Origin of the sequence: Actinoplanes oryzae (assembly GCF_030757795.1) — a bacterium.
Lineage (GTDB): Bacteria > Actinomycetota > Actinomycetes > Mycobacteriales > Micromonosporaceae > Actinoplanes.
In genome coordinates this window covers 23,431-43,829 of record NZ_JAUQWH010000070.1, presented here as the reverse complement: position 1 = coordinate 43,829, position 20,399 = coordinate 23,431, and the positions used below count along the sequence as shown (strand labels likewise).

The following is a 20,399-nucleotide window of genomic DNA, read 5'->3' as shown; positions in this document are numbered from 1 at the left end:
CGGCCCGGCGCCGGCGGGTGACGACCTTCCTGCTGGCCTGGGGTACGCCGGTCGCCCTGCTCGCGATCTGGGAGATCAGTGCGCGGGCGGGCCGCCTGGACACCCGGTTCTTCCCGGCGCCGGACACGATCTGGCGGGCCGGCGTGGCGTCGTTCGAGACGGGCGTCATGACCGACGCGATCGGCGACACGGTGGGCAAACTGCTCGTCGGCTATGCCGGCGGCGTGACCGCGGGGGTCGTACTCGGCCTGCTCCTGGGCATGTCGTGGATCGCCCGGGCCGCGCTCGAACACACCCTGATCGCCCTTTACACGCTGCCGAAGCTCGCGCTCTTCCCGGTGTTCCTGCTGATCTTCGGCCTGGGTGGCCTGCCGCAGATCGTGCTGGTCGGAGTCACCGTGTTCTTCATCGTCGTGCTCGCCTCGACCACCGCCGTGCTGTCGGTCGAGCAGGGGTACCGGGACGCTGCGACGGTCTTCGGCGCGCGCCGCGGGCTGCTGCTGCGGCACGTCATCGTCCCGGCCGCGATGCCGGCCATCGCCACCTCGATCCGGCTCACCGCGGGCATCGCGATCCTGGTGATCGTCGGCATCGAGATGGTCTCCGGCAGCACCGGCCTCGGCTATCTCATCTTCCAGCGGTCCCAGGTCTTCGACCCGGCCACCATGTACGCCGGCGTCATCGTGGCCGGGGTGCTCGGGGTGACCTTCACCGGTCTGGTCGGTCTGCTGCTCCGCCTCGCCGTCCCTCCGCACAGTCTCAGGAAGAGTCATGCGTAAAGCCCTCGCCACCCTCGTGGCCGTAGCCCTCACCGCCGCGTGCGCCTCCCCGGAGGACACCAGCGCCGCCGACGCCCGGAAGGTCTCGGAGCTGCCCAGCGGCGCCGCCCTGACCGCGTCCGCGGGCGCGCCCGCCCCCAAGCCGCTGCCCGCGAGGACGACGCTCAAGGTGGGCATCCCCTCGCTGCTCGAGGTCGAGGTGCCGGCGCTGCTGGCCGACGCCCAGGGCGAGTTCGCCAAGGAGAACCTGGCCGTCGAGTTCGTCCACGACACCGTTCCCAACCTGCTCACCCTCCTCGGGCAGAACAAGATCGACCTGACGTACGCCGGCGCGCAGGCGCTGGTCTTCAACTCGCTGAAGAGCAACGTGCCGATCCGCTGGGTCTCCGGTGTCTCGCACAGCCAGCCCGACAGCGGCCTCTACGTGAGCAACAAGTACGGTCCCGCGGCCGGCTTCGACCCGGCGTCGCTCAAGGGCAGGAACATCGGCGTCAACCCGGGCGGGCTGGCGGCGCCGTCCCAGTACGTCCTCTACTCGGCGCTGACCAAGGGCGGGGTCGAGCCGGCCGACATCACGATGACCCCGTTCAGCGACCCGGCCGCGATGGCCCAGGCGCTCATCAAGGGGACCGTCGACGGGGCGATCCTCGGGCCGCCGTACACCGCCGTGGCCAAGCCGGCCGCGTTCCTGGCCGAGGGGTCGGCGGGGACGGACACGCAGATCGCCGGGTACTTCGCCACCACCCGGCTGCTGGGCGCCGGGCGGGAGTCCGGGCTGGCGTTCTTCCGGGCGCTCGAGCGCACGATCAACACGTACCTGACCGGTGACTACCATCGGGACGCCGCGGTGATGGCCAAGGTGGCCACCCTGCTGAGCACCACGCCGGACAAACTGACGTCCTCGCCGGCGGTCACGTTCGACCTGAACGTCCCCGCCTCCTCGTTGGAGCGCCTGCAGGCGATGTACCGGTCGGTGCCGGGCACGCTGCAGTACGAGGGCTCGGTCGCGCCCGGCGACCTGATCGACCTGTCGCTGGTCGCCGACGCCGCGGCGGGCAAGTGACCGGGGCCCTCGACGGCGTCCGGGTCCTCGACGCGGCCACCGTGCTCGCGGGCCCGGTCGCCGCCACCATCCTCGGTGACTTCGGCGCCGACGTGGTCAAGATCGAGGACCCCCGGGCCGGCGACTTCACCCGGCGCGGCGGCCGGTCGCCCGCCTGGCTCCAGGAGGGCCGCAACAAGAAGTCGGTCTCGCTCGACCTGCGCACCGAGGCCGGCCAGGAGCTGCTGCACCGGCTGGTCCCGCACTTCGACGTGGTGGTCACCAACTTCCGGCCGCCCACTTTGGAGCGCTACCGGATGCTGCCCGAGCAGCTGCGGCCGCTCAACGAGCGGGCTGTGCTGCTCTACCTGACCGGGTACGGGCTGGAGGGCCCGTACCGGGACAGGGGCGCCTTCGATCGCGTCGCCAGCGCGTACAGCGGGCTCACCTACACCACCGGCGAGCCGGACCGGCCGCCGGTGCGCAGCGGGTACGCCGTGATCGACTACATGAGCGCCTACCTGGCCGCCTTCTCGGTGATGACCGCGCTCTACCACCGGGACGCCGGCGGCGGGCAAGGTCAGGTCATCGACCTCGCCCTGTACGAGGCCGGGCTGCGCGCCACCGAGGACGCCGTGCCGGGCTTCGGCCTCGAGGGCGCCGTCCGGGAGCGGCTGGGCAACCGGAACCCCGTCATCGTGCCGGCCTCCGACTTCGCGACCTCCGACGGGCGCCGGGTGTCGGTGCACGCCGGCACCGACGCGCTCTTCCCCCGCCTGGCCGCGGTCATGGGCATGCCCGGCCTGACCGAGGACCCGGCGTACGCCGACCGCGCCGCCCGGATCCGCAACCAGGACGAGCTCTACCGGATCATCGGCACGTGGGTGTCCGGCCGGACCGCCGCCGAGGTGGTCCGCGTGCTGAGTGCGGCCGGGGTACCCGCGTCGCCGGTGATGAGCGTGGCCGACGTCATGGCGGACCCGCACTGCCGCGCCCGGGGCTCGATCATCGCCGCGCCCGACCCGGAGTTCGGCACCGTGCCGATGGTGGCACCCCTGCCCCGGATGAGCGGGACGCCGGGCCGGGTCCGCTGGGCGGGTGCCCCGCTCGGCGCGCACACCGAGGAGATTCTCGGCGGCATACTCGGGCTGTCCGCCGGGGAGGTGGACGCTCTCCGGGCGAAAGGCGTGGTGTGAACTCCGACGAGACGGCGCGCAGGCGGCGCGGGCGGGACAGGGCCCGGACCGAGGCCGATCTGCTCGACGCCACCTTCGACCTGCTGCAGCGCGACGGCATCTTCGCCGGCCTCAACCTGCAGGAGGTGGCCGACCGGGCCGCGGTCAACCGGGGCCAGATCTACCAGTACTTCGGGGATCGCCGGTCGCTGCTGCGGGCGGCGGTGGCGCACCGGGCCCGCGCGTGGGCGGCCGGCGCCAAGCGGCACTGGGAGGCGTCGTTCGGGCAGCGGCGCCGCGCGATGTTCCGCGACGGGCTGGCGAACCCCGGCGTGACGCTGGTCGAGGCGCTGCTGGCGATCGACCGCGACCCGGAGTACCACCCGCTGCCGGAGATCGCCCGGACCCGGGTCGCGCTCGAGCGCGACCAGCAGGCCGGGGACCTGCCCGCCGACGCCGACGCGGTCGCGCTGCACGCCTTCACGGTGGCCGCGGCCAAGGGCTACGTGCTGTTCCGTGAGTCGCTGGCGCGTGACATCGGCGTGCCGGTGGAGGAGCTGGACCGGCGGGTGCTCGCCGTCTATGACCAGGTGCTGGACGGCATGGCGAAGGGGTGAGCTGCAAGCTCGCCGGGGTCGCGTGCACGGTCTGGACCGGCGACCGGGCCGCGCCCTCGCACGGCGGTCGCCCCGGTTCTTCAGGGACTGGCCGCGCGTACATGTGAATTCGTCGCGGCCTGGAGCACGACGCTGCCTGGGCGCAAGGACGGCCCCGGCCCGGTGGGGTCAAGATCGTGAGCGCGCACCAACTCTCCTTCCGGGACAACCCCGACCATCCACGCGCGCGGCCGTATCGCTACATGCGAATGCGTGAGATTTTATGGCGGCGACGCCGGCCTGAAACGGGGGTCGGCGAGCGTGCGATCAGTCCGGTCCCCGTGCACCCACCCCTGCGCGCGGGGAGGGACTTGTCCGGGGAAGGGAGCACCCCTCTTGAAGAGGAAGATACTGGCCGGGACCGCTGCGGTCGCCGTGGTTCTGGGCGGCCTGGCGGCCGGGCCGGCGAGCGCGGCGCCCGCGACGGCCGGGGCCGATGCCGAACCGCAGGCGTCGCTCGGGGAGGACAACCTGCCGCACCCGCTGGCCGAGGAGCGGGAGGCCGAGCGGACCGAGGCGCTGCGCAAGCTGATCTCGGGGCAGGCCGGCACCGAGAAGCGGAACGGCTCCGAGGTCATCAAGCTCGGCGCGAACAAGTTCGTCGAGTACCGCAAGAAGGAGACCAAGACCGACCCGATCCTGACCTTCCTGGTCGAGTTCGGGGATCAGGTCTATCCCGCCGCGGGCGGCACGCCGGGGCCGGTGCACAACACCATTCCCGCGCCGGACCGGGACTGGAACGGCGACGCGACCGACGACAACACCACGATCTGGGCGCCGGACTTCAGCCCCTCCTATTACAAGCAGCTCCTGTTCGCGAAGAACAAGGAGTCGATGACGAACTTCTACTACAAGCAGTCGGGCGGCCGGTACACGGTCGGCGGCGACGTCTCGGACTGGGTCCAGGTGCCCTACAACGAGGCCCGCTACGGCAGCAACGAGATCGACGAGTCCGACGGCTACTGGAACTTCATCAAGGACAGCGCCACCGCCTGGTACGACTCGCAGGTCGCCGCGGGCAAGACGGCCGAGGAGATCAAGGCGTACCTGAAGACGTTCGACGTCTGGGACCGCGACGACTTCGACGGCGACGGCAACTTCAACGAGCCCGACGGCTATGTCGACCACTTCCAGGCGATCCACGCCGGGGCGGGCGAGGAGGCCGGCGGCGGCGCCGAGGGGCCGGACGCGATCTGGGCGCACCGGTGGTACGCCTTCAGCAACCTGGCCGGCACCGCGGGCCCCGAGGGCAACCTCGCCGGCGGCGTGCAGATCGGCGACACCGGCCTGTGGATCGGCGACTACACGACCGAGCCGGAGAACGGCGGCCTCGGGGTGTTCGCCCACGAGTACGGCCACGACCTCGGCCTGCCCGACCTCTACGACACGGCCGGCGGCGAGAACGGCACCGGCTTCTGGACGCTCATGTCCTCCGGCTCCTGGCTGGGCCGGGGCGCCCCGACGATCGGCTCGACGCCCGGCTACATGGGAGCCTGGGAGAAGATCTGGCTGGGCTGGTCCAACTTCGTGACCGTCAACCCGGGCAAGGCCAAGACGGTGACCCTGGGCTCGGCGGCGCTGGCGGAGACGAGCGTGCTGCCCGAGGCGGTCGTCGTCCCGCTGGCCGACGGCTCGTACTACGCGGCGGAGTACCGGACGTACACGGGCTATGACGAGACGCTCAAGCTCGGCCCGTACAACTGGGGCTGGGCGGACAGCAAGCCCGACTGGGCGGAGCGCTTCCCGTACCAGGACGGCCTGCTCGTCTGGTACGTCAACCCGGCGGTGGGCAACAACAACACCAGCCGTCACCCGGGCACCGGCCTGACGCTGCCGGTCGACGCCCGCCCGGCGCCGATCGTCTTCGCCGACGGCACCCTGGCCAGCAACCGCCGCCAGCCCTTCGACGCCACGTTCGGCCTGCAGAAGACCGACGCGATCACCCTGCACCGCAACGGCGTCCCGGTCACGGTCCCGTCCTCGAAGGCCATCCCGGTCTTCGACGACTCCGACCCGCTGCGCTACTACAACACCCTCAACCCGCAGAACTCGGTCAAGGTCGCCGGCGCCGGCGTCAAGATCGAGGTCAAGACCCAGATCACGGGCCTGGTCCCGCTGATGACGCTCAAGGTCACCCCGCCCGCGGCGTGACCCGCAACGTGCCGGGTCCGGTGCCCCCACCGGACCCGGCACGTCAGCCTCACCGGGCGGCCCGCAATCATCCGCGGTCTGTTGTCGTTTCGTCGCTCGCGGTCATCCGCCGTCTGCTGTCGTTTCGTCGCTCGCCGCTCATCGCATCGCGGTCCGGCGTCAGCGGCGGGTCTCGTCGCTTTCCCCGGCGGCAATCTTCGCCTGGATCCCCGGCCCGAGAATCCCCGCGAAAATGACGACCAGCCAGGCACCAACCGCCCACCCGGGCACCACGGCCCGCGGCCCGATGATCCCGCCCAGCACCTGATTCCCCAGGTCGATGAAGTGCTCGGCCACGCCGCCTCCCGCCACGTCGAAGTGGCCCCAAGATCGGCCCCCCACCCCCGGACCTGAGCTTTCCCGCCCCGCGACGTCGTGCTCCAGGCCGCGACCAATTCCCATGTACGCGCGGCCAGTCCCTGAAAAACCGGGCCGACCGCCGCGCGAGGGCGCGACCCAGCCGCCGGTCCAGGTACGTGAGCGCGACTTCCGCGAGCTAGCCGGCCACCGGCAATGCCGCGTCCGCTCCAGCGCCCCGGGCGGATTGATCGACCGGTGTGGCAGGGCCATCGTCGGAGCGCCGCACCCTTCCGTCTGGCCGGAAAACTGCCCCCCGACCTCAAGGTGAAATCGTCCAGATTGTTCGCGGTCGACTTGACCGGAAAGAAATTGAACGAGTTGACCAGTCGTTGGTTACGCGTTCACGCCCGTCCGGTCATGAATCTGACGCAATGCCTTACGGGTATCGACGCGCGGCTAAATTTCCTGGCATGCATAGAAGCAGGGAAATGCCAGCCGGATTGTCGCGCCGACAGGCCGGCAAATTCGTGATCGAAGCTTTCCTGGTGGCCCTCAATATGCGACCGTCGCAGCTGTCTGAGCTGACGGGGCATGCAACAGTGACGATCTCACGATATCGGGCGGGACTGCGAGTTCCGACGCTGACCTTCATCCTGGATTTGATCGAGGAAGCGCCCAACGTCGGCTTCACCGTCGATCGAATCGCCGCAAGGCTGGGTCATCCGTGGAGGCGGACCAAGGATCCGGCTCGTCACCGGAGCTTCGCCGACTACGTGGCCGTTGTGCGGGTCATGGAGCAGTGCAGTCGTAAGCAGTTCGCCATCAGGCTCGGGGTGACCGCCGAGGATGTGCGGGACCTGGAGCGGGGCGTACTCCCCGAGGAGCCCTTGCTCAAGAAATTCGTCAGAGTCTTCCTGCGGCCGGAGCACTCGTACAAGGACGTCATCGCCGCCTTCCCGCTCCTGCGGCCGAATGACGATGAGCTGCAAATCCGTGATCGCTTTCTCAAGTTTCAGCACATTGCGAAGAGTGACCCGGTGCGGCGGGCGATGGAGAATTTGATCATCGAAGAATGCGTGCCGATGGCCAAGCGGATCGCTTCATCCGTTGCCGGCCGCTACCGTCGGCCGGAGTTGGCCGAGGAGCTGTGGGGTCTGGGGTTGGTGCTCGCCGTCCGGGACCATGACCCACGGCGTGGATATCTGCCTGGTTACTTGAAGGCAAGAATCGGTGGGTTGGCCCGAAATCTGATTTGGTCGCGGTTGCAGACAGGGGTGGGGGCTGCGCTTCGCAACCACGGCCTCATGGTCCGTGAGGCGGAGGAGTTCCTCCTGCAGGCGCTCGGCCGGAGCCCGAGTGAGATGGAGGTGGCCCAGCACCTCGAATTGCCGGTGGAGGCTGTCCGTCAGGTCGCTCAGGCGCTGTCGGCCGGTGACACCGTGCTCACCGACAATCTCGATCTGTTGATGCAGGAGGTCATCGACATCAGCGTCGTGTCCACAGAGTGGATGGACAGCGACAGTGCGCTCGTCAGGCGGTTCCGTCGACTGTCCGAGGAGTCGAAGGAGCTTCTGTACCTGCACTACTTCGATGAATTGCCGCTAAACGAGGTCGCTCGTCTCACCGACGCTACGGAAGCGGACGTCTCTTGGGGCCTCAGATGCGCGCTCGCAGCGCTGTCGGAGGGCGTCTGACAGCGCCCGACCCCCGAACATTGACCCGCGAGGAGCTCGGGGCGGGGCGCGCGGATCGCGATAGCGGGTACGAAAAGACCGCCGTCAGCATCGGCTGGCCGGCGGCGTAAAGAAAGTTTTGTGCCCCCGGCAGGATTCGAACCTGCGCTTTCGCCTCCGGAGGGCGACGCTCTATCCCCTGAGCTACGGGGGCTCAGTGAGGGAAACTCTAGCAGGCCGCCGGGGCCACCCGGCAACCGGATACCGCCGGGGCGCGTCCCCGCTGCTCATGAGGGCGCCCGGCGGGCAGTGGGAGGTCCGGGAGAGGCGCCGGCGCGGAGACGCGGGTCGGGCCCGAAGCGTCTTGCTTGCCCCGCGGGCCGGCGGGCAAGGGTGGCGTGACGCGGTTGCGGAGGGCGGCGGGCAAGGGTGGCGTGACGCCGTCGCGGGGGCGGCGGGCGAGGGGCCGGCGCGCGGAGTGGCCGGCAAGGGGTCGTGAGGCGAGGCGCGGAGGGCGGCGGGAGGGGGCCGGGGCGGGAACGGAGCAGCCGCCCCGGTGGTGGTCTCGGGGCGGCTGGGTGGGGCGGGTGCGGTCAGGACTTCTGGAGCTTGGCGAGGAGGTCGTCGATCAGGTTGATCTCGCTTTGCTGGCCGGCGACCATTGTCTGGGCCAGGTCGGTGACCTTCTCGTTGCCGGAGAGGTTGATGATTTCCTGGGCCATGTGGATGCCGCCCAGGTGGTGCTGGCGCATGAGGGTCAGGAACTGGATGTCGAGGTCCGGGCTCGCGGCCTTGCGGAGGTCGGCCAGCTGCTGCGGGGTGGCCATGCCGGGCATGAGGCCGTTGACCACCGAGCCCTCGGAGCCGGGCATCCAGGCCATCGGGTCGGCGGAGCCGGTGGGGCTCAGGTGCCAGTCGCGCAGCCAGGCCTGCATCGTGGCGACCTGGCCGTGCTGGGTGAGGGCGATGTCGCCGGCGAGGGTGACGATGTCGGAATTGGTCGAGTTCGCGTGGGCGATCATCGACATCTCGACGGCCTGGGCGTGGTGGGTGCTCATGTCGCGCAGGAAGCCCGCCTCGACCGAGTCGTCGCCCGGGGTGCCGTAGAGGCGGGGGACGAGCAGGCCGCCGGCCACGCCGACCACAAGGCCGAAGACGAGGACGGCGGCGAGCCAGGCCGCCCCGAAGCGGCGGGTGCGCTCCGGGGCGTTGCCGTTGACCGGCGCGGCGGCCGGGGTCGCCGCGTCCCGGTCGTCGGTGGAGACGGTCATCAGTTGCCCATGGTCGCGCCGGTCGTGCCCGTGGCGGCCAGCGGGCCGGTGGTCGTGTTGCCGCCGGAGCAGGCCGCGTTGGGCTCCATCGTCGCGTTGAGGCGCAGCGCCTTGATGAACTCGTCGATGCGCGGGTCGTCCGCGTTGTCGACCTTGAGCTGGTAGCCCCAGACCTGCAGGGAGATGTTCTTGTCGAGCCCGGCGTAGGGGCTCATGAACATGTAGTCCTTGCCCTGCACCTTGGTCGTGAGCTTGTCGATCTGGTCCTGGGCGAGGCCCTGCTTGTACGTGACCCAGACCGCGCCGTGCTCGAGGCTGTGCACCGCGTGCTCGTTGGCGATGGGCTCGGTGTAGACGTCGCCCATGCAGTTCTGCCAGGTGGCGTTGTGGTCGCCGCCGACGGGCGGGCTCGTCACGTACGTCTGGGTGCCCTCGACGTGGTTACGCGAGTCGATCTTCGCGTTCTTCTGGGCGCGGTAGTCCACGATGCCCGAGATGTCCGCGGCGCGCTCCTCCCAGGAGGCGCTGCCCTTGGCCGAGGCGAAGATGCCGTAGCCGATGATGCCCGCGGCGATCAGCACGACGACACCGGCCACCGCGATCGGCCCCCAGTTGCGGCCGCCGCTGACCTTGACCGGCTGAACCTTGCGGCCCTTGCCGCCCTTGCCGGGCTGGCCCTTGCCGGCCGGCCGGGCGCCCTTGGCGGGCGTCTTCTTGCCGGCGGCGCCGGTCGGGGGCTTGCCCTGGCCGGAGGTCTTGCCGACCTTGACGGTGGAGGGAACCCGCTCGGGCCCCGGGGTGCTCATGGACATCGTGCCTCGTCAATTCATGGGGAAGGTCGGGCCGGACCCCGCGCAGGGGCCTGGATACGCCGCCGGGCGCCAAAGTCTACCCGGATAGCATGGCTCAGTGACTCCCGCTGACCTCGCTGCCACCGTTCTCACAGCCGCGCGTGCCGTTTTCGTCACCCGCGGCCTCGACGTCTCGCTGCTGCCGGAGACGACGACGGTGGAGCGTCCCCGCAATCCCGAGCACGGCGACTACGCCTCGACCATGGCGCTGCAGCTGGCCAAGAAGGCGGGCGTGCAGCCGCGTGAGTTCGCCGCGGCACTCGCCGAGGAGCTGGGCGGGCAGCCGGGGATCAAGTCGGTGGAGATCGCCGGCCCCGGCTTCCTCAACATCCGGCTCGACGCGGCCGCGGCCGGCGTGCTGGCCCGCGACATCATCACCGCGGGCAGTGAATACGGACACACCGACCGGCTGAGCGGCCGGCGCATCAACCTGGAGTTCGTCTCCGCCAACCCCACCGGCCCCGTGCACATCGGTGGCGTCCGGTGGGCGGCCGTGGGCGACGCGCTGTCCCGCCTGCTGCGCGCGTCGGGCGCCGACGTCGGCACGGAGTACTACTTCAACGACGCGGGCTCGCAGATCGACCGCTTCGCGCGCTCCCTCGAGGCGGCCGCGAAGGGTGAGCCGGCGCCGGAGGACGGCTACGGCGGCGCCTACATCGCGGAGATCGCCGAGACGATCGTCAAGGAGCAGCCCGGCGCGGATCTGGAGACGTTCCGCACGCGGGGCGTCGAGCTGATGTTCGCCGAGATCAAGCAGTCGCTGGCCGACTTCGGCGTGCGCTTCGACACGTACTTCAACGAGAAGGACCTGCACGACCGCGGCGAGCTGCAGGAGGCGCTGGACCGGCTGCGCGAGCAGGGCCACGTCTACGAGTCCGAGGGCGCGACCTGGCTGCGGACCAGCGAGTTCGGCGACGACAAGGACAGGGTGCTGCGCAAGTCGGACGGCGACTGGACCTACTTCGCCGCGGACTGCGCCTACTACCTCGACAAGCGCAAGCGCGGCTTCGACCAGGTCGTGATCATGCTGGGCGCCGACCACCACGGCTACATCGGCCGGATGAAGGCCATGTCGGCGTGCTTCGGCGACGACCCGGCGGTCAACCTGGAGATCCTGATCGGCCAGCTGGTCAATCTGGTGCGTGACGGCGAGCCCGTACGCATGAGCAAGCGCGCCGGCACGGTCGTGACCCTCGAGGACTTCGTCGACGCCCTGGGCGTGGACGCGACCCGTTACGCCCTGGCGCGCTACTCCAGCGACAGCCCCATCGACATCGACATCGACCTGTGGACCCGGGCGAAGAGCGACAACCCGGTCTACTACGTCCAATATGTCGCGGCCCGCACCGCCAGCATCTCGCGCAACGCCGCCGAGGCGGGCCTGACCCGCGGCGAGCCGGGCGACTTCAAACCCGAGCTGCTGACCCACGAGAAGGAGAACGATCTCCTCAAGACGCTGGGTGAGTATCCGGCGGTCGTGGGCAGCGCCGCCGAGCTGCGCGAGCCGCACCGGGTGGCCCGCTACCTGGAGGACCTGGCGGGCGACTTCCACCGGTTCTACGACAAGTGCCGGATCCTGCCGCAGGGCGACGAGGAGATCGGCGACCTGCACCGGGCACGCCTTTGGCTGAACGACGCCACCCGAACGGTGATCGCGAACGGTTTGGGGCTCCTCGGGGTGTCCGCGCCGGAGAGGATGTAGGGACATGCGGGCGCAGGAAGCGGTACCACGCGACGCGGCTGGGAGGATCTGAGATGCGCGCACATGAGGCCGGGGCGCTGCACGGCGAGCTCGGCACGCGCGGGCCGGCCTGGCTGCGTACCCCGGAAGACGTCAATGCCCTCGTGCCGCAGCTCTGGCCGCGGACAGTGCACCGCGACCAGGCCGGGGCCCTGGAAATCGGCGGCGTGAGCGTGCTCGACCTGGCCGAGGAGTACGGCACCCCCGCCTACCTCCTCGACGAGGACGACCTCCGCGGCCGCTGCCGCGACTTCGCGAGCGCCTTCGCCGGGGCCGACGTCTACTACGCGGGCAAGTCGTTCCTGTGCAAGGCGGTCGTGCGGGTGGTCGACGAGGAGGGGCTCTTCCTCGACGTGTGCTCCGGCGGCGAGCTGGCCGTGGCGCTGGCGGCGGGCTTCCCGGCGGAGCGGATCGGCTTCCACGGCAACAACAAGTCGGTGTCGGAGCTGCGCCGGGCGCTCGAGGCCGGCGTGGGGCGGATCGTGCTCGACTCGTTCCACGAGATCGACCGGCTGACCGCGCTGGCGCGGGAGGCGGGGACCAGTCCCGCCGTGCTCATCCGGGTGACGGTCGGCGTCGAGGCGCACACGCACGAGTTCATCGCGACCGCGCACGAGGACCAGAAGTTCGGCTTCTCGCTGGCGGGCGGTGCCGCGTTCGAGGCCGCTACGCGCGTACTCGACGAGGGTGTCCTCGATCTTCGGGGGTTGCACTCGCACATCGGGTCGCAGATCTTCGACACGTCCGGCTTCGAGGTCGCGGCGCGGCGGGTGCTGGAGCTGCAGGCGCAGATCCGCGACGCGCGCGGGGTCGAGCTGCCCGAGCTGGACCTGGGCGGGGGCTTCGGCATCGCGTACACGACGCAGGACGACCCGTCGGCGCCGGCCGACCTCGCGAAGCGCATCAACAAGATCGTCGAGGGCGAGTGCGAGATGGCCGCGCTGCGCGTGCCCAGGCTCTCGATCGAGCCCGGCCGGGCCATCGTGGGTCCGTCCGTCTTCACCCTGTACGAGGTCGGCACCGTCAAGGACGTCGACGGCCTCCGCACGTACGTGAGCGTCGACGGCGGGATGAGCGACAACATCCGGACGGCCCTGTACGACGCGTCCTACTCGGCCACCGTGGCGGGACGTGCGTCACACGAACCGCCGATCCTGGCCCGTGTCGTGGGAAAGCATTGCGAGTCCGGGGACATCGTCGTGAAGGATGAATTCCTGCCCGCCGACGTTCAGCCCGGAGATCTTGTCGCCGTGCCCGGCACGGGAGCGTACTGCCGCAGCATGGCCAGCAACTACAACCATGTGCCGCGACCGCCCGTGATCGCGGTCCGCGACGGTGCCTCCCGGGTGATCGTGCGCCGGGAGACCGAAGACGATCTGCTCGCATTGGATGTGGGATGAGCTCTGGTAAGCCTGCGGTCCGCCTCGCCCTGCTCGGTTGCGGCACGGTCGGCAGCGAGGTCGTACGCCTCCTGCACGACCAGGCCGACGACCTGACGGCCCGGATCGGGGCGCCGCTGGAGCTGGTCGGCATCGCGGTGCGCCGGCCCGGCCGGGAGCGGGGTGACCTGCCCGTCGACCCGGGGCTGTTCACCACCGACGCGCTCGGCCTGGTCAAGCGGGACGACGTCGACGTGATCATCGAGGTGGTGGGCGGCATCGAGCCCGCCCGCACCTGGCTCACCGAGGGGCTGCGGGCCGGCAAGAGCGTCGTCACGGCGAACAAGGCCCTGCTGGCCGAGGACGGCGCCGCGCTGCACGACGCCGCGGCCGAGGGCGGTGCCGACCTCTACTACGAGGCGTCGGTCGCCGGGGCCATCCCGCTGCTGCGCCCGCTGCGGGAGTCGCTGCACGGCGACCGTGTGACCCGGGTCACCGGCATCGTGAACGGCACGACCAACTTCATCCTCTCGTCGATGGACTCCAGCGGCGCCGGCTTCGGCGAGGCGCTGGACGAGGCGACCGAGCTGGGCTACGCCGAGGCCGACCCGACCGCCGACGTCGAGGGCTTCGACGCCGCCGCCAAGGCCGCTATCCTGGCCTCGCTCGCCTTCCACACCCGGGTGACGGCCGCCGACGTGTTCCGCGAGGGCATGACCGGCGTGACGGCGGCCGACATGGCCAGCGCCAAGCAGATGGGCTGCACGATCAAGCTGCTCTGCATCGCGGAGCGCGGCCCGGACTCGAGCGGCGCGGAGTCGGTCAGCGTCCGCGTGCATCCGGCGATGATTCCGCGTACGCACCCGCTGGCCAGCGTCGGCGACGCCTTCAACGCGGTCTTCGTCGAGGCCGAGGCGGCGGGCCAGCTCATGTTCTACGGCCGGGGCGCGGGCGGCACCCCCACGGCGAGCGCGGTGCTGGGCGACATCGTGGCGGCGGCTCGCAACCGGCTCTCCGGGACCCGGGCGCCGAGCGAGAGCGCGTACGCCCACCTGCCCATCCGGGCCATCGGCGAGGCCGTCACGCGCTATCACATCAGCCTCGACGTCGCCGACCGGCAGGGTGTGCTCGCCACGGTCGCCGGCGTCTTCGCGAAGCACGAGGTGTCCATCGCCACGGTGCGCCAGCAGGGCCGCGACGAGGACGCGACGCTGGTCGTCGTCACGCACGGCGCCCCGGACGCCAACCTGCAGGCCACTGTCGACGATCTGCGGGCGCTGCCGATCGTACGGTCGATCGCGTCGGTCCTGCGGGTCGAAGGAGGCGCCTGACCGCATGCTCGACCACGTCGGTCTCCAGTGCTCGGACCTCGCCGCGAGCGCGGCGTTCTACGACGCGGTGCTCGCGCCGCTGGGCCTGCGCCGGCTGAGTGACTTCAAGGTCGCCATGGGGTACGGGTCGGAGCACGCCGACTTCTGGATCGGCGCGCTCGACTCGGGTGACGGCTTCCGCGAGTCGCACATCGCGTTCCGCGCGGAGAGTCGTGCCGCGGTCGACGCGTTCTTCGCGGCGGCCGTGGCGGCCGGCGCCGAGGTGCTGCACGCGCCGGCGATCCACCCCGAGTACCACCCTTCGTACTACGGCGCCTTCGTGCGCGATCCCGACGGGAACAATGTCGAGGCCGTGTCCCACGGTCCCGAATAGTGGAAGCTCGGTCCCGGCATTCGGTGCGGTGAGGCATCCTGTCGGGGTCTGCTGAGAGGAAAAGACCATGTGGCGCGGACTTATCGAGGCTTATCGCGACCGACTTCCGGTCACCGACAAGACGCCGGTGGTCTCCCTGCACGAGGGCAACACGCCGCTCGTGCCCGCCCCGGTGCTGTCCCAGCGCACGGGTGCCGAGGTCTACCTCAAGGTCGAGGGCGCCAACCCGACCGGCTCCTTCAAGGACCGCGGCATGACGATGGCCGTGTCCAAGGCCGTCGAGGAGGGCGCCAAGGCGATCATCTGCGCCTCCACCGGCAACACGAGCGCCTCGGCCGCGGCCTACGCCGCCCGGGCCGGCATCACCTGCGCCGTCCTCGTCCCGCAGGGCAAGATCGCGCTGGGCAAGCTCGCCCAGGCGCTCGTCCACGGCGCGAAGCTCCTGCAGGTCAACGGCAACTTCGACGACTGTCTGGCGCTCGCCTCCAAGCTGTCGCAGGACTTCCCGGTCGCCCTGGTCAACTCGGTCAACATCTTCCGCCTGCACGGGCAGAAGACGGCCGCCTTCGAGATCGTCGAGGCCCTGGGCACGGCCCCCGACATCCACTGCCTCCCGGTCGGCAACGCGGGCAACATCTCCGCCTACTGGATGGGCTACCAGGAGGACCAGGCGGCGGGCAACAGCACGATCCTGCCCAAGATGTACGGCTTCCAGGCCTCCGGCGCGGCCCCCATCGTCACCGGCAAGGTCGTCGAGCAGCCGTCCACGATCGCGACGGCCATCCGCATCGGCAACCCGGCCAGCTGGACCAAGGCGCTCGACGCCCGCGACTCCTCCGGCGGCCTCATCTCCGCGGTCACCGACCGGGACATCCTCAACGCCTACCGGCTGCTGGCCCGCGAGGTCGGCGTCTTCGTCGAGCTCGGCAGCGCGGCCAGCGTCGCCGGGCTGCTCCAGCAGGCGGCAGCCGGCAAGGTTCCCGCCGGTGCCAAGGTCGTGTGCACCGTCACCGGGCACGGCCTCAAGGACCCGGAGTGGGCCATCTCGACCGCGCCCTCGCCCACGACGATCAGCAACGACGTCCTGATCGCCGCGCGGGAGCTCGGTCTCGCCTGAGCGTCCGCCGCCCGGCTTGCCGACGGGCCGGACGCGAGCGCTCGGCTCCGCCCGGATGTGAGCGCCGGCTCCGCCCGGATGTGAGCGCCGGCTCTGCCCGGACGTGAGGCGGCTGGGCCCGGCGCGGTTCGGCCTGCGCGTGGCGCGGCCCGGGCGTAACTCGGCGTGGCGCGGCCCGGGCGTGGCGCGGCTCAGGCGTGGCGCGGCTCAGCCGACCGGGACGGGCTGCGGCGCGGTCAGCCGGCCCAGCTGGGTGGTGACCAGGGTGCCCGCGAGGGTGCCGAGCAGGGTGAGCGCCGCGCCGATCGGCCAGAGCCCGTCGCCTTGCGGCTCCCTGATCGCCACGAGCACGAAGGCCGCCGTGACGGTCAGCGTCAGGGTCACCAGCGCCAGCCATGCGTGCCCCGCCCGCCCCGCGGCGAAGCCCAGCGCCCCGACGATCAGCGCGAGCGCGACCACCTGCCACGCCTCGTAGGGCCCGCTGGAGTGGCTGGTCACCGGGTCGAAGTCGCGCTGGGTGTCCCAGCCGAGCAGTCCCGCATAGGCCACGCCGCTGCCGGCCACGAGGGCCGCCGTCCAACCGAGAACACGCTTGTTGTCTGCCATGCCGACGAGCCTTCCGCAGCCGCCGGCGGCCGGGATGAGTCCCCGTACTCAACGCTCCCCGGGTACGGACGCGGTCTCCTCCGACGCGGCGCGGATCATGGCGTTCAGGCCGTCGCGGACGGCTTGCAGCTCGGTGCCGGTGAGGCGGTTGAGCAGGCGGAGCTGGAGGTCGGCGCCGGCGTTGGCGATCTTGTCGACCAGCTCGCGGCCCTGGGGGCTGAGGCTGATGCGGCGGACGCGGCGGTCGTGGGGGTCTTCGGTGCGGGTCACCATGTCCTGGGCGACCAGGCGGTCGACCATGCCGCTGAGGGTGGCGAGGCTCACACCCATGACGCCGGCCAGTTCGCGGCCCGAGGTGTCGCCGAGGCGGTGCAGGAGCATGAGCACTTTCAGCTGTTGCATGGTGAGGTGCGAGGCGAAGAGCGGGTCCGCCCGATCCTGCACGAACAGCTCCTGCAGGCGTTGCTGCGCTGCCATGATGTCGGCGATGAGGTGATCGTTCGCGGACACCGGTCCTCCTGTGTTGCGCTCCGGCGGCGACCTGGCCCCGGGCAAAAAGAATTTGTTCGCGTCGGGCAAACTATATGTCTTGACCGAACTTTTCCGGGGGAGCACATGTCATTTCTGACGAGGCTCAGTCTCGCGAACCGGGGGCTGGTGGCCCTCATAGCCGTGGTGATCACCGGTTTCGGTGTGTACGCCATCCCCTCTCTCAAGCAGCAGCTCCTGCCCTCGCTGGAGTTCCCCGGCGCGTTCATCGGCGCGTCGCTGCCCGGTGCCTCCCCGGAGATCATGGAGGAGCAGGTCACCGAGCCGATCGAGCAGGCGGTCCAAGGGGCCGACGGGCTCGACTCGGTGCAGTCGACGACCCGTGAGGGCTCGGCCACGATCCAGGTGACGTTCGAGTTCGGCACCGACATCGACAACGCGGTCAACCAGCTGACCACGTCGATCAACCGGATCCAGGCACAGCTGCCCGACAACGTCGAGCCGACGGTCTTCGCCGGCAGCACGGACGACATCCCGGCCATCATCCTGGCCGCGTCCGGCGGCTCCGACCAGAACGACCTGGCCAACCGGCTCGAGACGAACGTCGTGCCCGAGCTCAAGGCGATCGAGGGCGTCCGCGAGGTGCAGGTCACCGGCACCCGTACGCGGCAGGTCGTCATCAAGCCCGACCTCGCCAAGCTGGCGGCGTCCGGGGCGAGCCCGCAGGCCCTCACCACGCTGCTGCAGAGCAACGGCATCTCGGTGCCGGCCGGCGCGCTCACCGAGGGCGACCGCACGCTGAGCGTCCAGGTCGGGGCGCCGATCACCTCGATCGACCAGCTCAAGGGCCTCTATCTCAACGGCTCGACCAAGCTCGGCGACGTCGCCTCGGTCACCACCGAGGAGTCGACGGCGACCTCCTACACCCGCACCGACGGCGTGGAGAGCCTCGGCGTCGCCGTCACCGCCTCGCCCGACGGCAACCCGGTCGCGATCTCGCACGAGGTGCGCGACAAGCTCACCGACCTGCAGAGCGCCTCGGACACCAAGCTCACGGTCATCACCGACCAGGCGCCCTTCGTCGAGCGGTCGATCGAGAGCCTGACCACCGAGGGCCTGCTCGGCCTCGTGATGGCCGTCATCGTCATCCTGATCTTCCTGCTGTCCGTGCGCTCCACGCTCGTGACGGCGGTGTCCATCCCGCTGTCCGTGCTGATCGCGCTGATCAGCCTCTGGATCGGCGACTACTCGCTCAACCTGCTCACCCTCGGCGCGCTGACCATCGCCGTCGGGCGGGTGGTCGACGACTCGATCGTGGTGCTGGAGAACATCAAGCGCCACCTCGGGTACGGCGAGGAGAAGGTGCACGCCGTCATGGCCGGCGTGAAGGAGGTGGCCGGGGCCGTCACCGCCTCGACGCTGACGACCGTGGCCGTGTTCGCCCCGATCGCGCTGGTCGGCGGGTTCGTCGGGCAGCTGTTCTCGCCGTTTGCGATCACGGTGACCGTGGCGCTGATCGCGTCGCTGTTCGTGTCGCTGACCGTGGTGCCCGTGCTGGCGTACTGGTTCCTGCGGCCCGCCGCGGGTGGCGCCGAGTCGGAGGCCGTGCGCAAGGCGGCCGAGGAGAAGGAGCTGCGCAGCCCGCTGCAGCGCGGCTATCTCCCGATCATCCGCTGGGTCACCCGGAGCCGGGGCACCCGCTGGGCCACCGTGGCGATCGGTGTCGTCGTGCTCATCGGCACGCTCGGCCTGGCCAGCCGGCTGGAGACCAACTTCATCGACCAGTCCGGCCAGGACACCATCACGATCAGCCAGGACCTGCCCGTCGGCACCAGCCTGGCCGCCACCGACGCCGCCGCCAAGAAGGTCGAGGCGGTGCTCGCGGGCCGCGACGACGTCGAGACGTACCAGGTGACGGTCGGCAGCGGGGAGTTCAACCCGTTCGCGGGCTCGGGCGGGGCCAGCGGCGCCAGCTTCAACGTGGCGCTCAAGTCCGACGTCGACTCGGTCAAGGTCTCCGACGAGCTGCGTGCGGAGTTCAAGGGCCTGACCGACGTCGGCGAGGTCACGGTCGGCGGCGACAGCGGCACCGGCTTCGACGGCAGCCAGCTCTCGGTCGTCGTGCAGGCCAACGACCAGGAGGCCCTGCAGACGGCCACCAAGCTCGTGCAGGACGCCATGGCCGGCACCCCGGACGTGACCGACGTCGGCTCGTCGCTCGCCGCCAGCGTGCCGCGCCTCGACGTGCAGGTCGACCGGGCCGCCGCCGCCCAGCGCGGGCTCACCGAGGCCGCCGTCGGCCAGGCTGTCGCCGGGGCGTTCCGCTCCGCGCCGGCCGGGCAGATCACGGTCGACGGCGCGAGCCAGGACGTGGTCGTGACGTTCGGCGCCCCGCCGGCCAGCGCCGCGGCCCTGCGCGCACTGCCGATCACCACGCCGGCCGGGCAGCGCGTGCCCCTCGACCAGGTCGCCGACGTCAAGGAGGTCGCCGGGCCCGAGGAGGTCACCCGGATCGACGGCAACCGCAGCGTGACGGTCGACGGCACGGCCACCGGCTCGAACGTCGGCGCGGTCACGACCGACCTGACGCAGCGGCTCGAGGAGCTGACCCTGCCGGCCGGGGCCTCGTACGCCATCGGGGGTGTCAGCCAGGACCAGGCCGACGCCTTCGCCGACCTGGGGCTCGCCGTCCTCGCCGCCATCGCGATCGTCTTCGTGATCATGGTGGCGACGTTCCGCAGCCTGCTCCAGCCGCTGCTGCTGCTCATCTCGATCCCGTTCGCGGCGACCGGCGCCATCGCGCTGCTGCTCGCCACGGGGACCCCGCTGGGCGTGCCGGCACTGATCGGTGTCCTGATGCTCGTCGGCATCGTGGTCACCAACGCCATCGTGCTCATGGACCTCATCAACCACTACCGTGCGGCCGGTCTGGGCGTACGGGAGGCGGTCGTCGAGGGTGGCCGGCACCGCCTGCGGCCGATCCTCATGACGGCGATCGCGACCATCTTCGCGCTGATCCCGATGGCGCTCGGCCTCACCGGCGAGGGCGGCTTCATCTCGCAGCCGCTGGCCGTCGTGGTCATCGGCGGCCTGGTCAGCTCGACGCTGCTGACCCTGGTGCTGGTCCCGGCCCTCTACACGATGGTCGAGAACACCAAGATCAGCCGCCGGGAGAAGCGGGACCGCCGGCGGGCCCGCAAGGCCGGCGTGCAGCCGTCGCCGCGGCACGCCGCCCCGGACCCGGAGCCGGAGCCGGAGGCCGCCCAGGACGCGCCGGTGCGGTCCGAGGAGGCGCCGGGTGCTCTCCGCGGCTACACGGACCAGTTCGAGGTCTTGAAGATGCCGAAGCGCCCGCAGACCGAGGGCTGATCAGCACATCAGGCAGTAAACCGGCCGCCCCCGCACGCGCGGGGGCGGCCGGTACTG

At 70.8% G+C, this 20,399-nt stretch carries 17 protein-coding genes and 1 tRNA gene; 12 read left to right on the top strand and 6 right to left on the bottom strand.

Going from position 1 to position 20,399, the window contains the following annotated elements; all coding sequences use genetic code 11:
- The 5 genes from RBH18_RS22670 to RBH18_RS22650 all read left to right on the top strand — a co-directional run.
- A partial coding sequence (locus RBH18_RS22670) for an ABC transporter permease (RefSeq protein ID WP_306210979.1) occupies window positions 1-779 on the top strand: 779 nt, incomplete at its 5' end.
- Window positions 772-1,842 (top strand): ABC transporter substrate-binding protein, encoded by a 1,071-nt coding sequence (locus RBH18_RS22665; RefSeq protein WP_306210977.1) that lies wholly within the window; start codon window positions 772-774, stop codon window positions 1,840-1,842. The genes RBH18_RS22670 and RBH18_RS22665, both read left to right, overlap by 8 nt.
- Window positions 1,839-3,017, top strand: coding sequence for a CaiB/BaiF CoA transferase family protein (locus tag RBH18_RS22660; RefSeq protein ID WP_306210975.1), 1,179 nt, complete (start codon window positions 1,839-1,841; stop codon window positions 3,015-3,017). The genes RBH18_RS22665 and RBH18_RS22660 overlap by 4 nt, the downstream gene beginning before the upstream one ends.
- Complete coding sequence (locus tag RBH18_RS22655; RefSeq protein WP_306210973.1) at window positions 3,014-3,613, top strand: TetR/AcrR family transcriptional regulator; 600 nt, start codon at window positions 3,014-3,016, stop codon at window positions 3,611-3,613. The genes RBH18_RS22660 and RBH18_RS22655 overlap by 4 nt, the downstream gene beginning before the upstream one ends.
- 375 nt (window positions 3,614-3,988) lie before the next feature.
- Entirely contained in the window at window positions 3,989-5,803 is a 1,815-nt protein-coding gene (locus tag RBH18_RS22650) for an immune inhibitor A domain-containing protein (protein WP_306210971.1), read from the top strand.
- Window positions 5,804-5,962: 159 nt separating this feature from the next.
- Here the strand turns inward: RBH18_RS22650 and RBH18_RS22645 are convergent, their stop codons facing one another.
- Window positions 5,963-6,139, bottom strand: a complete 177-nt coding sequence (locus RBH18_RS22645) for a hypothetical protein (RefSeq protein ID WP_306210969.1) — start codon at window positions 6,137-6,139, stop codon at window positions 5,963-5,965.
- Between the two features lie 491 nt (window positions 6,140-6,630).
- Between RBH18_RS22645 and RBH18_RS22640 the strand changes: the two genes are divergently transcribed.
- Window positions 6,631-7,836 (top strand): sigma-70 family RNA polymerase sigma factor, encoded by a 1,206-nt coding sequence (locus RBH18_RS22640; RefSeq protein WP_306210967.1) that lies wholly within the window; start codon window positions 6,631-6,633, stop codon window positions 7,834-7,836.
- 121 nt (window positions 7,837-7,957) lie between these two features.
- Here RBH18_RS22640 and RBH18_RS22635 read toward each other — a convergent pair.
- The 3 genes from RBH18_RS22635 to RBH18_RS22625 form a co-directional block, all read right to left on the bottom strand.
- Window positions 7,958-8,029, bottom strand: a tRNA-Arg gene (locus RBH18_RS22635).
- A 379-nt stretch (window positions 8,030-8,408) separates the two neighbouring features.
- Window positions 8,409-9,086 (bottom strand): DUF305 domain-containing protein, encoded by a 678-nt coding sequence (locus RBH18_RS22630; RefSeq protein WP_306210965.1) that lies wholly within the window; start codon window positions 9,084-9,086, stop codon window positions 8,409-8,411.
- Window positions 9,086-9,898, bottom strand: coding sequence for a DUF3105 domain-containing protein (locus RBH18_RS22625; protein ID WP_306210963.1), 813 nt, complete (start codon window positions 9,896-9,898; stop codon window positions 9,086-9,088). The genes RBH18_RS22630 and RBH18_RS22625 overlap by 1 nt, the downstream gene beginning before the upstream one ends.
- 97 nt (window positions 9,899-9,995) lie before the next feature.
- Between RBH18_RS22625 and argS the strand changes: the two genes are divergently transcribed.
- From argS to thrC, 5 genes are all read left to right on the top strand, one after another.
- Window positions 9,996-11,639 carry an arginine--tRNA ligase gene (gene argS, locus RBH18_RS22620; protein WP_306210961.1) on the top strand — a complete coding sequence of 548 codons (1,644 nt, stop codon included), beginning with the start codon at window positions 9,996-9,998 and terminating at the stop codon, window positions 11,637-11,639.
- A gap of 53 nt (window positions 11,640-11,692) precedes the next feature.
- Window positions 11,693-13,078 (top strand): diaminopimelate decarboxylase, encoded by a 1,386-nt coding sequence (gene lysA, locus RBH18_RS22615; RefSeq protein WP_306210959.1) that lies wholly within the window; start codon window positions 11,693-11,695, stop codon window positions 13,076-13,078.
- Window positions 13,075-14,388, top strand: coding sequence for a homoserine dehydrogenase (locus RBH18_RS22610; protein ID WP_306210957.1), 1,314 nt, complete (start codon window positions 13,075-13,077; stop codon window positions 14,386-14,388). The genes lysA and RBH18_RS22610 overlap by 4 nt, the downstream gene beginning before the upstream one ends.
- Before the next feature lie 4 nt (window positions 14,389-14,392).
- Window positions 14,393-14,761, top strand: coding sequence for a VOC family protein (locus RBH18_RS22605; RefSeq protein WP_306210955.1), 369 nt, complete (start codon window positions 14,393-14,395; stop codon window positions 14,759-14,761).
- A 67-nt stretch (window positions 14,762-14,828) separates the two neighbouring features.
- A complete protein-coding gene (thrC, locus tag RBH18_RS22600; protein ID WP_306210953.1) occupies window positions 14,829-15,878 on the top strand; it encodes a threonine synthase in 1,050 nt (349 codons plus the stop codon).
- A 207-nt stretch (window positions 15,879-16,085) separates the two neighbouring features.
- Here thrC and RBH18_RS22595 read toward each other — a convergent pair whose 3' ends face one another.
- Window positions 16,086-16,484 (bottom strand): hypothetical protein, encoded by a 399-nt coding sequence (locus RBH18_RS22595; protein WP_306210952.1) that lies wholly within the window; start codon window positions 16,482-16,484, stop codon window positions 16,086-16,088.
- 48 nt (window positions 16,485-16,532) lie between these two features.
- Window positions 16,533-16,994, bottom strand: a complete 462-nt coding sequence (locus RBH18_RS22590; protein ID WP_306210950.1) for a MarR family winged helix-turn-helix transcriptional regulator — start codon at window positions 16,992-16,994, stop codon at window positions 16,533-16,535.
- Window positions 16,995-17,099: 105 nt separating this feature from the next.
- Between RBH18_RS22590 and RBH18_RS22585 the strand changes: the two genes are divergently transcribed.
- Window positions 17,100-20,342 carry an efflux RND transporter permease subunit gene (locus RBH18_RS22585; RefSeq protein ID WP_306210947.1) on the top strand — a complete coding sequence of 1,081 codons (3,243 nt, stop codon included), beginning with the start codon at window positions 17,100-17,102 and terminating at the stop codon, window positions 20,340-20,342.
- Window positions 20,343-20,399: the final 57 nt, after the last annotated feature.

What these genes read in the sequence shown, in the direction of transcription:
- RBH18_RS22610 (WP_306210957.1), top strand. Translation starts at nt 13,075, where the DNA reads ATGAGCTCTGGTAAGCCTGCGGTCCGCCTCGCCCTGCTCGGTTGCGGC.
- RBH18_RS22665 (WP_306210977.1), top strand. Translation starts at nt 772, where the DNA reads ATGCGTAAAGCCCTCGCCACCCTCGTGGCCGTAGCCCTCACCGCCGCG.
- lysA (WP_306210959.1), top strand. Translation starts at nt 11,693, where the DNA reads ATGCGCGCACATGAGGCCGGGGCGCTGCACGGCGAGCTCGGCACGCGC.
- RBH18_RS22625 (WP_306210963.1), bottom strand. Translation starts at nt 9,898, where the DNA reads ATGTCCATGAGCACCCCGGGGCCCGAGCGGGTTCCCTCCACCGTCAAG.
- RBH18_RS22630 (WP_306210965.1), bottom strand. Translation starts at nt 9,086, where the DNA reads ATGACCGTCTCCACCGACGACCGGGACGCGGCGACCCCGGCCGCCGCG.
- RBH18_RS22640 (WP_306210967.1), top strand. Translation starts at nt 6,631, where the DNA reads ATGCCAGCCGGATTGTCGCGCCGACAGGCCGGCAAATTCGTGATCGAA.
- RBH18_RS22595 (WP_306210952.1), bottom strand. Translation starts at nt 16,484, where the DNA reads ATGGCAGACAACAAGCGTGTTCTCGGTTGGACGGCGGCCCTCGTGGCC.
- RBH18_RS22605 (WP_306210955.1), top strand. Translation starts at nt 14,393, where the DNA reads ATGCTCGACCACGTCGGTCTCCAGTGCTCGGACCTCGCCGCGAGCGCG.
- RBH18_RS22585 (WP_306210947.1), top strand. Translation starts at nt 17,100, where the DNA reads ATGTCATTTCTGACGAGGCTCAGTCTCGCGAACCGGGGGCTGGTGGCC.
- thrC (WP_306210953.1), top strand. Translation starts at nt 14,829, where the DNA reads ATGTGGCGCGGACTTATCGAGGCTTATCGCGACCGACTTCCGGTCACC.